Genomic DNA, 13,780 nt, shown 5'->3' on the forward strand with positions numbered 1-13,780 from the left:
TTAAAAAACCGTCACTGAACGAATTTCATATTACCGTCAGGCACTTTTTCATCGGATTTGACTAAAAACCTGACAATTCCCTTCCTCCAGGAGATATAGATGGAAACCACTCAAACCAGCACCGTTGCTTCGATTGAATCCCGAAGTGGTTGGCGCAAAACGGATACCATGTGGATGCTTGGCCTTTACGGCACGGCAATCGGCGCTGGTGTACTGTTCCTTCCTATCAACGCAGGCGTCGGCGGTCTGATTCCGCTGATCATTATGGCTATCATTGCTTTCCCGATGACCTTCTTTGCACACCGCGGTTTGACCCGCTTCGTGCTGTCCGGTAAAAACCCGGGCGAAGACATCACTGAAGTGGTTGAAGAGCATTTCGGCGTGGGCGCAGGTAAGCTGATTACCCTGCTCTACTTCTTCGCGATTTACCCTATCCTGCTGGTTTACAGCGTGGCGATTACCAACACCGTTGAAAGCTTCATGCTGCACCAGCTGCACATGACGCCGCCTCCGCGTGCCATCCTGTCTCTGATCCTGATTGTCGGCATGATGACCATCGTGCGCTTCGGTGAGCAGATGATTGTGAAGGCGATGAGCGTGCTGGTGTTCCCGTTTGTGGCTGCACTGATGCTGCTGGCCTGCTACCTGATCCCACAGTGGAACGGTGCAGCGCTGGAAACCCTGTCCCTGAGCAGCGCATCGGCGACCGGTAACGGCCTGCTGATGACCCTCTGGCTGGCGATTCCGGTAATGGTCTTCTCCTTCAACCACTCTCCAATCATCTCTTCCTTCGCCGTTGCGAAACGTGAAGAGTACGGTAACGGCGCAGAGAAGAAGTGCTCCAGCATCCTGGCACGCGCTCACATCATGATGGTTCTGACCGTTATGTTCTTCGTCTTCAGTTGCGTACTGAGCCTTTCCCCGGCGGATCTGGCTGCAGCGAAAGAGCAGAACATCTCTATCCTGTCTTACCTGGCGAACCACTTTAACGCACCGCTGATTGCGTGGATGGCACCGATCATCGCGATTATCGCCATCACTAAATCCTTCCTGGGCCACTACCTCGGCGCACGTGAAGGCTTCAACGGTATGGTGATTAAATCTCTGCGCGGTAAAGGCAAGAGCATTGAAATCAACAAGCTGAACAAAATCACCGCGCTGTTCATGCTGCTCACCACCTGGGCAGTAGCGACCCTGAACCCAAGCATCCTGGGCATGATTGAAACCTTGGGCGGCCCGGTCATCGCGATGATTCTGTTCCTGATGCCGATGTACGCGATTCAGAAAGTCCCTGCTATGCGTAAGTACAGCGGTCATGTGAGCAACGTGTTTGTGGTTATCATGGGTCTTATCGCAATCTCTGCGATCTTCTACTCCCTGTACACCATGTTCTGATTACCACCCGCGCCGTTTTCGGACGGCGCACTCCTCCCTCTCTGACTGAAAGCAATGGACGCATCATGATTAGCGTATTCGATATCTTCAAAATCGGTATTGGTCCTTCCAGCTCTCATACCGTCGGACCGATGAAAGCCGGTAAGCAGTTCACGGATGACTTGATTGCACGCGGCATCTTGCACGACATTACGCGCGTGGTTGTAGATGTGTACGGCTCGCTTTCCCTGACCGGGAAAGGCCACCATACCGATATCGCGATTATCATGGGCCTGGCGGGAAACCTGCCGGATACCGTTGATATTGATGCGATCCCTGGTTTCATCCAGGACGTTAATACCCACGGGCGCCTGCTGCTGGCGAACGGCGAGCACGAGGTTGAATTCCCGGTTGACCACTGCATGAATTTCCATGCGGACAACCTGTCGCTGCACGAAAACGGCATGCGCATTACCGCGCTGGCCGGCGAAAAAGCGGTATACAGCCAGACTTATTACTCTATCGGCGGCGGCTTTATCGTCGACGAAGACCACTTTGGTCAAACCAGTACTTCCTCTGTCGAGGTGCCGTATCCGTACAAAACGGCGGCAGACCTCCAGCGCCACTGCCAGGAGACGGGCCTTTCCCTCTCCGGCCTGATGATGAAAAACGAGCTGGCACTTCACAGCAAAGAGGAGCTCGAACAGCACTTCACTAACGTCTGGGAAGTGATGCGCGGCGGTATTGAGCGCGGGATCACCACCGAAGGCGTTCTGCCGGGCAAACTTCGCGTGCCGCGTCGTGCTGCAGCGCTGCGCCGTATGCTGGTGAGCACCGACAAAACGACCACGGACCCGATGGCCGTGGTGGACTGGATCAACATGTTCGCCCTGGCGGTAAACGAAGAGAACGCCGCAGGGGGCCGTGTGGTCACCGCGCCGACCAACGGTGCCTGCGGTATCGTTCCGGCGGTGCTGGCGTACTACGACAAGTTTATCCGTGAAGTGAACGCAAACTCGCTGGCGCGCTACCTGCTGGTGGCCAGTGCAATTGGTTCGCTGTATAAGATGAACGCGTCTATTTCCGGTGCGGAAGTGGGCTGTCAGGGTGAAGTCGGCGTGGCGTGCTCTATGGCGGCGGCGGGTCTGGCGGAACTCTTGGGCGCAAGCCCGGCGCAGGTGTGCATCGCAGCGGAAATCGGCATGGAACACAACCTGGGGCTGACCTGTGACCCGGTTGCCGGCCAGGTACAGGTGCCGTGCATCGAGCGTAACGCGATTGCCTCCGTGAAGGCGGTTAACGCGGCGCGAATGGCGCTGCGCCGCACCAGCGAGCCTCGGGTCTGTCTCGATAAGGTTATCGAAACCATGTACGAAACCGGTAAAGATATGAACGCCAAATACCGCGAAACCTCTCGCGGCGGCCTGGCGATGAAGATCGTAACCTGCGATTAAGCCTCTCAGGAAGCCTCGTTTTGCGAGGCTTCTTCCTGTTTTCCCCACCATTCATAGTTTCACGCTGCTGACAGTGTTACCCTTCACATATGAGATAGAAGGGAGATTATCTGTGGCCGTTCATTTACTTATCGTCGATGCACTAAACCTGATTCGCCGTATCCATGCGGTACAGGGGACGCCTTGTAAAGACACCTGCCTGCACGCGCTGGAACAGCTTATCCGCCACAGCGAGCCCACCCATGCGGTCGCGGTTTTTGATGACGAAGACCGCAACACGGGCTGGCGACACCAGCGTTTGCCCGACTACAAAGCCGGACGCGCACCGATGCCGGACGATCTTCACGCTGAATTGCCCATGCTGCGCGCTGCATTTGAACAGCGGGGCGTCCCCTGCTGGGGCGCACAGGGAAATGAAGCCGACGATCTCGCAGCCACTCTGGCCGTAAAGGTAGCCAGCGCCGGGCATCAGGCCACTATCGTTTCAACTGACAAAGGCTACTGCCAGCTGCTCTCTCCCACTATCCGCATTCGCGACTATTTTCAAAAACGCTGGCTGGACGCGCCATTTATTGCCAGCGAGTTCGGCGTCTCGCCTGGACAACTGCCGGATTACTGGGGGCTGGCAGGCATCAGCAGCTCTAAGGTTCCGGGTGTCGCCGGTATTGGGCCGAAGAGCGCCGCGCAGCTGCTGGCCGATTTTCAGAGTCTGGAAGGGATTTACGCCCGCCTGGATGAGGTGCCGGAAAAGTGGCGCAAGAAGCTGGAGGCGCATAAAGAGATGGCGTTTATCTGCCGGGAAATCGCAACGCTACAGACGGATTTACAGCTCGACGGGAATTTACAGCAGCTGCGTTTAGAACGTTAAAACGACTACACAGTTTTTTCGCCCGGTAAGCGCAGCGCCACCGGGCAAAAAAAGCACGCACTATCGCTCGTCGCGACGTCCGCCGACCGCAGCCCACCAGCGACGAATATGCACCGTCACCTCTTCACGATCGTGATACAGCTGACGTGCCTGGATCTCCACGTTAATACCGTGTTCGTTCATCTGCTCCTGAATGTACGCCAGGTTCTGCGACACTTCCTCATAGCGCTTTTTCATCGGCAGCTTGAGGTTGAAAATGGTCTCACGACACCAGCCGTTTACCAGCCAGGAGGCCATCAGCGCAGCCACTTTTGCCGGCTTCTCAACCATATCACACACCATCCACGAGATGTTGTTACGGTTCGGGCGATAGCGGAAACCGTCTTCACGCAGCCAGGTAACCTGCCCGGTGTCCATCAGGCTTTGCGCCATTGGGCCGTTATCAACGGACGATACCCACATATTGCGTTTCACCAGCTGATAGGTCCAGCCGCCCGGGCACGCACCAAGGTCGACGGCGTACATGCCGTTTGCCAGACGCTCATCCCACTCATCCGCCGGGATAAAGACGTGGAACGCCTCTTCCAGCTTGAGCGTGGAACGGCTTGGCGCATCGGCCGGGAAGCGCAAACGCGGGATGCCCATAAAGAAAGGAGAGTTGTTGGTGGTGTACGAATAGCCTGCATAGCAGCAGCCCGGTGCGATAAAGAAAATATGCACTACCGGACGCTTCGGCGTTTCGTAGTCCGTCAGCACGCCCGCATCACGCAGCGCCGCACGCAGCGGCACGGTGAACTTACGGCAGAACTTCATCAGCTCTTTACTTTCGTTGGTATCCGCCACTTCAACGCGCAGATCGCCGCCCTTTTCCACCACGCCCTGCAGCATGCCGACAATTGGCGTGATGCGGTCTTCCGGCGGAAGATCCTTCAGCAGCTCACCCGCAACAATCATCTGGCGAGCAAAGATCAGCGAGCTGAACGGCAGCTCGCGTGCCAGCTTGTCTGCGTCTTCGGGCTGGTAGCACTCGAATACCACATAGCCCGCGTTCTCTTTTACGCGGGCAAAGCCGAAGACTTCGCGCTTCGCCGCTTTATCGGTAATTTCCGCGGCACACTCTTTCTCAAACCCCGGGCGACAATATAAAACAACCTTATTCATGAACAACGCCCTTGCGTTTCAGACGGATAGCTCCGATAAACATTAATACCCAACCTGCCAGGAAGCTGAAGCCGCCGACAGGTGTAACGAACGCCCACAGGCGCAGATGTGAGAGCGCAAGGCAGTACAGGCTACCGCTAAACAACACGGTACCCAGCGCCATAAACACGCTGCTCCAGTAAAACCAGATACTGATACGACGCTGCATCGCCACCGCCAGCCCAAAAATAGCCAGCGTGTGGAATGCCTGATATTCAAGGCCGGTCTGGATCCAGCCCATCTCTACAGCGCCCAAAGACTTGCTTAATACATGTGCGCCAAAGGCGCCCAGTGCAACAAAAATAAAGCCACTCACCGCGGCAAAAATCAGCATGAATCGGCTGGTCATGTTTAAGTCCTGAGTTGATGCGTGCCCGGCACACAAACGTTATTGTTCATACCTGAAGCGGAATTTTTCTTGCTCGGTTGCCGCTTTCGCCAGTATCCACTGCCGGAAGGCGGCTATTTTACCCAGTTCTGCCTGACTGTCATGACAAACCAGATAAAACGCATTCTTGCTGACCAGTACATCATTAAAAGGGCAGACCAGGCGGCCTGCCTCAATTTCAGACTGCGCCATGACGTTGTTCGCCAACGCCACGCCTTGTCCGTGAATGGCAGCCTGTAACACCATCGCACTGTGGCTAAAGATGGGTCCCTGCTGCACGTTTATATGAGTAAGACCTAATTGACGGGTATAAGTTTGCCAGTCGCGGCGAGAGGCATCATGCAAAAGCGTATGCTGCGCCAGATCAGCGGGAGACTTCAGCGCCTTGTCGCCCGTTAACAGCAGGGGAGAACAGACCGGCAGGAGATATTCTGCGTATAATTTCTCAACACGCAAGCCCGGCCAGTTACCGCGACCATAAAAAATGGCGACATCCACGTCATCGGCCAGCTTGTCCTCCTGACGATCTACCGCCTGGATTCGAACGTCGATCCCCGGATAAGCTGAGTTAAAGCTTGAGAGTCTGGGCACCAGCCATTGAATCGCAAAACTGGGCAATAAACTGACAGTCAGGGCACCTTTTGCACTGCGAGCCTGCAGCTTACGCGTGGCTTCCGTAAGCTGGGAAAAAATCTCTTTAATATCCTGAAAATAGCTCTGCCCCTCTTCGGTCAACAGCAACGAACGGTTGCGTCGACGAAACAGCTTAAGGCCCAGAAAATCCTCCAGAGACTTGATTTGGTGACTTACTGCGGCCTGTGTCACAAAAAGCTCATCTGCTGCGCGGGTAAAGCTCAGGTGACGTGCTGCTGCATCAAAAACACGTAATGCATTAAGAGGTGGCAATCGCTTTGACATGGTTATCTGGCTTAGATGTTAACGGATTTTAACAAACAGGAAACAACGTTTAACCTATTAGTTTTTTTTATCTGAGCCATTATAATTTGTCCGTTGAGGAACTACCAGCAAATACCTATAGTGGCGGCACTTCCTGAGCCGGAACGAAGAGCTTTTTTCGGAATGCGTGTTCTGAAGGGCTTTTGGCTTACGGTTGTGATGTTGTGTTGTTGTGTTTGCAATTGGTCTGCGATTCAGACCACGGTAGCAACGCTACCAATTTTTCACTTCCTGTACATTTACCCTGTCTGTCCATAGTGATTAATGTAGCACCGCCAATTTGCGGTGCTTTTTTTTCGCTTGCGATCTGTTAATGCTCGATCTCTTTCATCTCTTTCACGTCCGTGCGGTTGATCTGCTGCTTGTTCCCGTTAGCATCTTTGTACGAAATCATCCCGGTATCATTATCGGTAGTCGGTTTCCCTTCCGAAACGATAGAACGACCATCGTTGGTGTGCATCACGTAGTTATTACCAGAACAGGCGCTCAGGGCAAAAGTAAACGCACAGGCAGAAATGATTGCAGCTGTCTTATTCATGATTATTCTCCTTTAGCAATTAATGCTATTCAAACCTCGATTTATAACAGGCTAAAACATCCGCCTAACGCTATTTAGCATAACCTGCTTTTTTGAGGTCATCAGGATAAGCAGACAATTCTGATAGATATCAACCTCCTTGCCCTGCAGCTGAAATTGCGCGACGATCGCTATATTGAAATGAGGAATCCCATGAACGCTTTCAGCCCTGCGCAGTTCCGCGCACAGTTTCCGGCGCTGGCCGATGCCGGTATTTATCTGGATAGCGCCGCCACCGCCCTTAAGCCCCAGGCGGTGATTGAGGCCACTCAGCAGTTCTACAGCCTGAGCGCCGGGAACGTGCATCGCAGCCAGTTTGCCGAAGCGCAGCGGTTAACCGCGCGCTATGAAGCGGCACGCGATCAGGTCGCCCGCCTGATCAATGCCGAAAGCGGGAAAAACATCGTCTGGACGCGCGGCACGACCGAGGCCATCAACATGGTGGCCCAGTGCTTCGCGCGCCCGCTGCTTCAGCCGGGCGATGAGATCGTCGTCAGCGAGGCGGAACATCACGCCAACCTGGTGCCGTGGCTGATGGTGGCCGAGCAGACGGGCGCACGCGTGGTGAAGCTTCCGCTGGGTGCAGACCTTCTGCCCAATGTGGCTCGCCTCCCCGAGCTGATTACCTCCCGCAGCCGCATTCTGGCGCTCGGACAGATGTCGAACGTCACGGGAGGTTGCCCGGATCTGGCTCAGGCCATTCGCGTAGCCCATGCCTGCGGGATGGTGGTGATGGTTGACGGCGCTCAGGGCGTGGTGCACTTCCCCGCCGACGTGCAGGCGCTGGATATCGATTTCTATGCCTTCTCAGGACATAAACTTTATGGGCCAACCGGTATTGGGGCGTTGTACGGCAAGCCAGAACTGCTGGCAAAAATGACGCCGTGGCTTGGTGGCGGCAAAATGATTACCGAAGTGTCGTTCGAGGGCTTCAAAACGCAGGACATCCCCTATCGTCTGGAAGCCGGTACGCCGAACGTGGCGGGGGTGATTGGCTTAAGCGCGGCGCTGGAGTGGCTGGCAGAAACAGACATTGTTCAGGCTGAAAGCTGGAGCCGGGGGCTAGCGACGCTGGCAGAGGAAGAACTCAAAAAGCGCCCGGGCTTCCGCTCGTTCCGCGTTCAGGACTCAAGCCTGCTCGCCTTTGATTTTGCGGGCGTACATCACAGCGACATGGTGACGCTGCTGGCCGGATACGGCATTGCCCTGCGTGCCGGACAGCACTGCGCCCAGCCGCTGCTTGCGGCGCTTGGCGTTAACGGTACGCTGCGCGCCTCGTTTGCGCCGTATAATACCCAAAGCGATGTCGACGCGCTGGTTGCCGCCGTTGACCGTGCCCTTGAAATACTGGTGGATTAATGACTAGCGCTGCTTTAGCCGGACATCCGTTTGGCACCGTCATCACAGAAGAGACCTTGAAACAGACCTTCGCCCCGCTCCAGCAGTGGGAAGATAAATATCGACAGCTGATCCTGCTGGGTAAACAGCTCCCTGCCCTTTCAGACGATCTCAAAGCGCAGGCGAAAGAGATCGCAGGCTGTGAAAACCGCGTCTGGCTTGGCGTGAGCGTCTCCGGTGAGAAGCTGCACTTCTTCGGCGACAGCGAAGGCCGCATCGTCCGGGGCCTGCTGGCCGTATTGTTGACCGCTGTGGAAGGGAAAAGCGCGGCGGAACTGCTGGCCCATTCGCCGCTGGCGTTATTTGATGAGCTTGGGCTGCGCGCGCAGCTCAGCGCCTCGCGCGGTCAGGGGCTGATCGCGCTAAGCGAAGCCGTGCAGGACGTCGCACGCCAGGCTCAGGCCTGACGCTCCGCTTTCGCCATCATCTTCTTCAGGGCGTGTGACACCGCCACAAAGCCAAAGGAAGCGGTCACCATCGTGGCCGCGCCAAAGCCTGAGGCGCAATCCATTCTCTTTGGTCCTTCCGCCGTGCTTTTCATCGCGCACACGGAGCCGTCCGCCTGCGGGTAAACCAGCGCTTCGGTCGAGAACACGCAGTCAACGCCCAGCTTGCCTTTGCTGTTCTTCACCACGTTAAAGTCGCTCTTCAGGCGCTCACGCAGCTTAGCCGCCAGCGGATCCTGAATGGTTTTCGCCAGATCGGCTACCTGGATCTGCGTAGGGTCGATTTGCCCGCCCGCGCCGCCCGTCGTCACCAGGGGAACCTTGTAACGACGACAATAGGCGATCAGCGCCGCTTTTGGCCGCACGCTGTCGATGGCGTCAATCACATAGCTGTAGCCTTTGCTCATATACTCCGCGACGTTATCTGCCGTCACAAAGTCGTCGATCACCGTGACCTGACATTCCGGGTTGATCAGGCGGATACGCTCCGCCATGACCTCAGACTTCGCCAGACCAACGTTATCGCGCAGGGCGTGGATTTGACGGTTGGTGTTGGTGACGCAAACGTCATCCATGTCAATCAGCGTGATTGCGCCAATACCGGTTCTCGCCAGCGCTTCTGCCGCCCACGACCCCACACCACCAATGCCCACGACGCAGACATGCGCATCCGCAAATAGCTGCAGGGCTTTTTCACCATATAAACGTGCCGTCCCGCCAAAACGCTGGCGCCAGGCGTCGCTGATTACCACAGACATAAAACCTCAGATGTAAAAAGGGTGAGGTTATCCTCACCCTGAACAGTAATCCGTATTGCGCTCAGAATACCACAATCAGCCGCTGAATACGTTTCCGGCACCTGGTGCCGCCTTCAGTACCCACACGCGTCCGTAGTGATTATACCAGCCCGCGCGATGACCTGCGTCAGGGCCAATACCCTGATAGATGTCGAAGTGCTGGCCTTTAATCGCCCCGCCGACGTCCAGCGCCACCATCAGACGCAGCTCATACTGGCCGTTGAACTTGCCGTTGTTGTCCAGCAGCGGGACCTCAGCAAGCAGCGTGGTGCCTGCAGGAATAATCGAACGATCGGATGCTACCGACGCGCGGCCAATCAGCGGAACTGCGCTCGCCCCTTTCACCGGCGCGAAGTTTTGCGGTTTGAAGAAGACGAACGACGGGTTCTGCTCAAGCAGCTCGCGCACCTCGGCTTCGCTGTGTTTCTCGCCCCACTCGCGGATCGCCTGCATCGACATATCTTCTTTCTTCACTTCGCCGCGGTCGATCAGCACCTTGCCGATACTGCGATAGGCGTGGCCGTTTTTACCGGAATAGCTGAAGAAGTTAAGTGGCGAACCGTCGCCAAAATCAATGTAGCCGCTGCCCTGAACGTCCATGATGAAGTTATCCATCAGGGAGTTGCTGTAGGCCAGGACGTAGTTTTCGCTCAGCGCACCGGCGTAGATCTCGGCGCGCGACGGGAGGCGACCGCGTTTTGGCGGCATACGGTAGATAGGATACTGGAACTCGCCCTGACGCGAGTGTCGTGCCTGGATAACTGGGGTGTAATAGCCGGTAAACTGGACGTTGCCGTAGTTATCGGCCCCTTCCATCTGCCAGGCGTCGATACCAAACTGGCGCATATTGCGCGTATCGCCGCCTGCTTTCAGCCAGTCCTGGACCGCGTTATATACGCTACTCTGGGCGCCATACAGACGCGGCGACGCGTTGCGGATCTGGTAGACCTGCTCGGAGAAATCACCGGCATTAATCGGTGCGCCGACAGCATCAGGCTGATTAACTAAAGAGAAAGGCTGGGATAACTTCCCGTCTTTATACTGTTGACCGCGATCGGTCGGTTTGGAAGAACAGGCCGCAAGAATCGCTACCATTGCGCCCGTCATCAGATACTTCGCCCAACGTCCTTTCATTATATCTCGTCTTTAAGTTGCCCATTTCCGCGTGATGAAGATAACAAACCGCCAGGGCTAATGAAATGCGATCGCATGCCCTTTGGCAAATTTTGCGCAAAAAATAGTCCAAACAACGCCATGTCGTTCAATTTGCATACAAAATCATGATAAATGTGAAAAAGGGGTTGCATCACAAGTCTATCCGAGTATAGTGCGCATCCACGGACGCGGGGTGGAGCAGCCTGGTAGCTCGTCGGGCTCATAACCCGAAGGTCGTCGGTTCAAATCCGGCCCCCGCAACCAACACTTCTAAAACAATAAACACCCTGAAGGGTGTTTTTTTGTATCTGTCGTTTGTGAATTTGCCGGGCGTGTACCCGGCTGAAAGCGTTATCCGCGCCGCGCCAGCGTCGCCCCGTCAGAGAAATACGCACGAATCCCTGCCAGAATCGACTCCGCAACCTCCTGCTGGAATTTTGCCGTCTTGAGCTTACGCTCCTCTTCCACGTTACTGATAAACGCGGTTTCAACCAGGATGGACGGAATATCCGGCGCCTTGAGTACCGCAAATCCGGCCTGTTCAACGCTGTTCTTATGCAGCTTATTGATGTTCCCCAGCTTGCCCAGCACCGCTTTACCAAACTTCAGGCTGTCGTTAATGGTCAGCGACTGCACCATATCGAACATGGTGTGGTCGACGTAGCGATCGCCGCTTTTGCTCACGCCACCAATCAGGTCCGAGGCGTTCTGGGTGTCCGCAAGGTATCTCGCGGCGGTACTGGTCGCGCCTTTGGTTGAGAGCGCGAACACGGACGAACCGCTTGGCTGGCGGCTGGTAAACGCATCCGCATGGATCGACACGAACAAATCTGCGCGCTGCTTCTGTGCTTTCGCCACCCGGACCTTCAGCGGAATAAAGATATCTTCATTGCGCGTCATATAGGCGCGCATATTGCCTTCTTTATCAATCAACGCCTTCAGGCGACGGGCAATTTGCAGCACCACGTCTTTTTCACGCGTACGGTATTTTCCCACCGCGCCGGAGTCTTCGCCGCCGTGGCCAGGATCGAGCATGATCACAATCGGACGATCGCGCCCTGCTTTCCCCGGCTGCGGACCACTTTGCGCGGGCGGCACCTGACGCTGAAGATCGCCTTTGTTGTAATCCTCCAGCAGGGCGAGAAGCGGATCCTGAATATCCGTCGCATTGGCCGGGTAGAGATCCATGACCAGTCGCTCTTTAAACGTCGCGACGGGCGCCAGGGCGAACAGCTGCGGCTTCACGTTCTGCTTAAGCTCAAACACCATGCGCACGGTTTGCGGGTCGAACTGCCCGACGCGCGCCGATTTAATAAACGGATCGTCGCCGCGGATCTGCGCCGCTATCCCTTTCAGCACGGAGTTGAGGTTAACGCCTTCGAGATCCACCACCACGCGTTCCGGGTTGCTGAGGGCAAATTGCTTATATTTCAGCACGCGATTGGATTCGACCGTCACGCGCGTATAGGTCGACGATGGCCAGACGCGCACCGCTACCACCTGACTGGTTGCGGCAAGACCGACCTGACTGACGCTAAGCAACCACATTGCCCCGGCCCCTTTTAACAAACGGCGGCGGCTTATTGCTGAATTGGATCCCGACATGCTTCTCCCGAGCAAGAACACTGACTGATATACAAAATGTCCAGATTGACCGAAAACTTTAACGAATGACGCATAAACTGTCATCTATAAAAGGGTAAACAATCATACGCTAACGCACGGATTACTTACCAAATTCTGTGGGTCGCGGAAAATTTGCGCTTGCACACGCGGTCACAATCGAATAAAAATACATAAATTACGAATAAACATTCATTAAGGGTTGTGCCATGGTGAAGGAACGTAGAACCGAACTGGTCCAGGGATTCCGCCATTCTGTTCCCTATATCAACGCCCATCGGGGAAAAACGTTTGTCATCATGCTTGGCGGCGAAGCCATTGAGCATGAAAATTTTTCCAGCATCGTCAATGACATTGGCCTGCTGCACAGCCTCGGGATCCGCCTGGTGGTGGTTTATGGCGCCCGTCCGCAGATCGACGCCAACCTGGCCGCTCATCACCACGAGCCGATTTACCACAAACATACCCGCGTCACGGATGCCAAAACCCTTGAGCTGGTGAAACAGGCGGCAGGTCTGCTGCAGCTGGATATTACCGCTCGCCTGTCCATGAGCCTGAACAACACGCCGCTGCAGGGCGCGCATATCAACGTCGTGAGCGGCAACTTTATCATTGCCCAGCCGCTCGGCGTGGACGATGGCGTGGATTACTGCCACAGCGGTCGCATTCGTCGTATTGATGAAGAAGCTATTCACCGCCAGCTGGACAGCGGAGCCATCGTCCTGATGGGCCCAGTCGCCGTTTCAGTGACCGGCGAAAGCTTTAACCTCACCTCAGAAGAGATCGCCACGCAGCTGGCGATCAAGCTGAAGGCGGAAAAAATGATTGGGTTCTGCTCCTCTCAGGGCGTCGTGAACGATGAAGGAACGATCGTGCCGGAACTCTTCCCGAATGAAGCCCAGGCTCGCGTGGAAGCGCTGGAAGCCGAAGGCGATTACTACTCCGGCACCGTCCGCTTCCTGCGTGGCGCCGTGAAGGCCTGCCGCAGCGGCGTGCGCCGCAGCCACCTTATCAGCTATCAGGAAGACGGGGCCCTGCTGCAGGAGCTGTTCTCCCGCGACGGTATTGGTACACAGATTGTGATGGAGAGTGCGGAGCAGATCCGCCGCGCCACCATCAACGACATCGGCGGTATTCTGGAGCTGATTCGCCCGCTGGAACAGCAGGGTATCCTGGTGCGTCGTTCACGCGAGCAGCTGGAGATGGAGATCGACAAATTCACCATTATTCAGCGCGATAACCTGACCATCGCCTGCGCCGCGCTCTATCCGTTCCCGGAAGAGAAGATCGGTGAAATGGCCTGCGTGGCGGTGCATCCTGATTACCGTAGCTCTTCACGCGGTGAAATGCTGCTTGAGCGCGTGGCGGCACAGGCGCGCCAGATGGGGCTGAGCAAGCTGTTCGTCCTGACGACGCGCAGCATTCACTGGTTCCAGGAGCGCGGGTTCACGCCGGTGGATATCGATTCTCTGCCGGAAACAAAGAAAGAGATGTACAACTATCAGCGTCGTTCAAAAGTGCTGATGGCGGACCTGGGATGATA

13 protein-coding genes and 1 tRNA gene are annotated in these 13,780 nt (G+C 55.8%); 7 read left to right on the plus strand and 7 right to left on the minus strand.

Going from position 1 to position 13,780, the window contains the following annotated elements:
* The first annotated feature begins 99 nt into the window (after positions 1-99).
* The 3 genes from AB3N39_RS16805 to xni all read left to right on the plus strand — a co-directional run bounded on the left by AB3N39_RS16805 (position 100) and on the right by xni (position 3,696).
* Positions 100-1,395, plus strand: a complete 1,296-nt coding sequence (locus tag AB3N39_RS16805) for an HAAAP family serine/threonine permease (protein ID WP_111965430.1) — start codon at positions 100-102, stop codon at positions 1,393-1,395.
* Between the two features lie 65 nt (positions 1,396-1,460).
* The gene (locus AB3N39_RS16810) at positions 1,461-2,828 is read left to right on the plus strand and encodes an L-serine ammonia-lyase (protein WP_111965429.1); all 1,368 of its coding nucleotides are present in this window, start codon (positions 1,461-1,463) and stop codon (positions 2,826-2,828) included.
* Between the two features lie 112 nt (positions 2,829-2,940).
* Positions 2,941-3,696 (plus strand): flap endonuclease Xni, encoded by a 756-nt coding sequence (gene xni, locus AB3N39_RS16815; protein ID WP_115876191.1) that lies wholly within the window; start codon positions 2,941-2,943, stop codon positions 3,694-3,696.
* A gap of 60 nt (positions 3,697-3,756) precedes the next feature.
* Here the strand turns inward: xni and rlmM are convergent, their stop codons facing one another.
* From rlmM to AB3N39_RS16835, 4 genes are all read right to left on the minus strand, one after another.
* A complete protein-coding gene (gene rlmM / locus AB3N39_RS16820; protein ID WP_136195120.1) occupies positions 3,757-4,857 on the minus strand; it encodes a 23S rRNA (cytidine(2498)-2'-O)-methyltransferase RlmM in 1,101 nt (366 codons plus the stop codon).
* On the minus strand, positions 4,850-5,245 hold the full coding sequence (locus AB3N39_RS16825) for a DUF423 domain-containing protein (RefSeq protein WP_023309031.1): 396 nt from the start codon (positions 5,243-5,245) through the stop codon (positions 4,850-4,852). Before AB3N39_RS16825 ends, rlmM begins: the two co-directional genes overlap by 8 nt.
* 39 nt (positions 5,246-5,284) lie before the next feature.
* The gene (gcvA, locus tag AB3N39_RS16830; RefSeq protein WP_032643156.1) at positions 5,285-6,202 is read right to left on the minus strand and encodes a glycine cleavage system transcriptional regulator GcvA; all 918 of its coding nucleotides are present in this window, start codon (positions 6,200-6,202) and stop codon (positions 5,285-5,287) included.
* A 349-nt stretch (positions 6,203-6,551) separates the two neighbouring features.
* The gene (locus AB3N39_RS16835; RefSeq protein WP_008499648.1) at positions 6,552-6,779 is read right to left on the minus strand and encodes a YgdI/YgdR family lipoprotein; all 228 of its coding nucleotides are present in this window, start codon (positions 6,777-6,779) and stop codon (positions 6,552-6,554) included.
* Positions 6,780-6,971: 192 nt separating this feature from the next.
* On the opposite strand from AB3N39_RS16835, the gene csdA reads away from it, so the two are divergent.
* Positions 6,972-8,177 (plus strand): cysteine desulfurase CsdA, encoded by a 1,206-nt coding sequence (gene csdA / locus AB3N39_RS16840; RefSeq protein ID WP_133295074.1) that lies wholly within the window; start codon positions 6,972-6,974, stop codon positions 8,175-8,177.
* Positions 8,177-8,623, plus strand: a complete 447-nt coding sequence (csdE, locus tag AB3N39_RS16845) for a cysteine desulfurase sulfur acceptor subunit CsdE (protein WP_143345472.1) — start codon at positions 8,177-8,179, stop codon at positions 8,621-8,623. Before csdA ends, csdE begins: the two co-directional genes overlap by 1 nt.
* On the opposite strand, the gene tcdA is transcribed toward csdE, so the two are convergent.
* Both tcdA and mltA read right to left on the minus strand, forming a co-directional pair.
* Positions 8,614-9,420: a tRNA cyclic N6-threonylcarbamoyladenosine(37) synthase TcdA gene (gene tcdA, locus AB3N39_RS16850; RefSeq protein WP_003862764.1), complete on the minus strand. Its 807-nt coding sequence runs from the start codon at positions 9,418-9,420 to the stop codon at positions 8,614-8,616. The two genes, csdE and tcdA, sit on opposite strands and share 10 nt — an antisense overlap.
* Before the next feature lie 75 nt (positions 9,421-9,495).
* Positions 9,496-10,593, minus strand: a complete 1,098-nt coding sequence (gene mltA / locus AB3N39_RS16855) for a murein transglycosylase A (RefSeq protein ID WP_111965423.1) — start codon at positions 10,591-10,593, stop codon at positions 9,496-9,498.
* Positions 10,594-10,801: 208 nt separating this feature from the next.
* Here mltA and AB3N39_RS16860 point away from each other — a divergent pair.
* Positions 10,802-10,878 (plus strand) — tRNA-Met (locus AB3N39_RS16860).
* A gap of 87 nt (positions 10,879-10,965) precedes the next feature.
* On the opposite strand, the gene amiC is transcribed toward AB3N39_RS16860, so the two are convergent.
* Positions 10,966-12,219, minus strand: a complete 1,254-nt coding sequence (gene amiC, locus AB3N39_RS16865; protein ID WP_133295076.1) for an N-acetylmuramoyl-L-alanine amidase AmiC — start codon at positions 12,217-12,219, stop codon at positions 10,966-10,968.
* Between the two features lie 227 nt (positions 12,220-12,446).
* On the opposite strand from amiC, the gene argA reads away from it, so the two are divergent.
* The gene (argA, locus tag AB3N39_RS16870) at positions 12,447-13,778 is read left to right on the plus strand and encodes an amino-acid N-acetyltransferase (protein ID WP_023294467.1); all 1,332 of its coding nucleotides are present in this window, start codon (positions 12,447-12,449) and stop codon (positions 13,776-13,778) included.
* Positions 13,779-13,780: the final 2 nt, after the last annotated feature.

It is taken from the genome of Enterobacter vonholyi (assembly GCF_040834095.1).
GTDB classification, from domain to species: Bacteria; Pseudomonadota; Gammaproteobacteria; order Enterobacterales; family Enterobacteriaceae; genus Enterobacter; species Enterobacter vonholyi.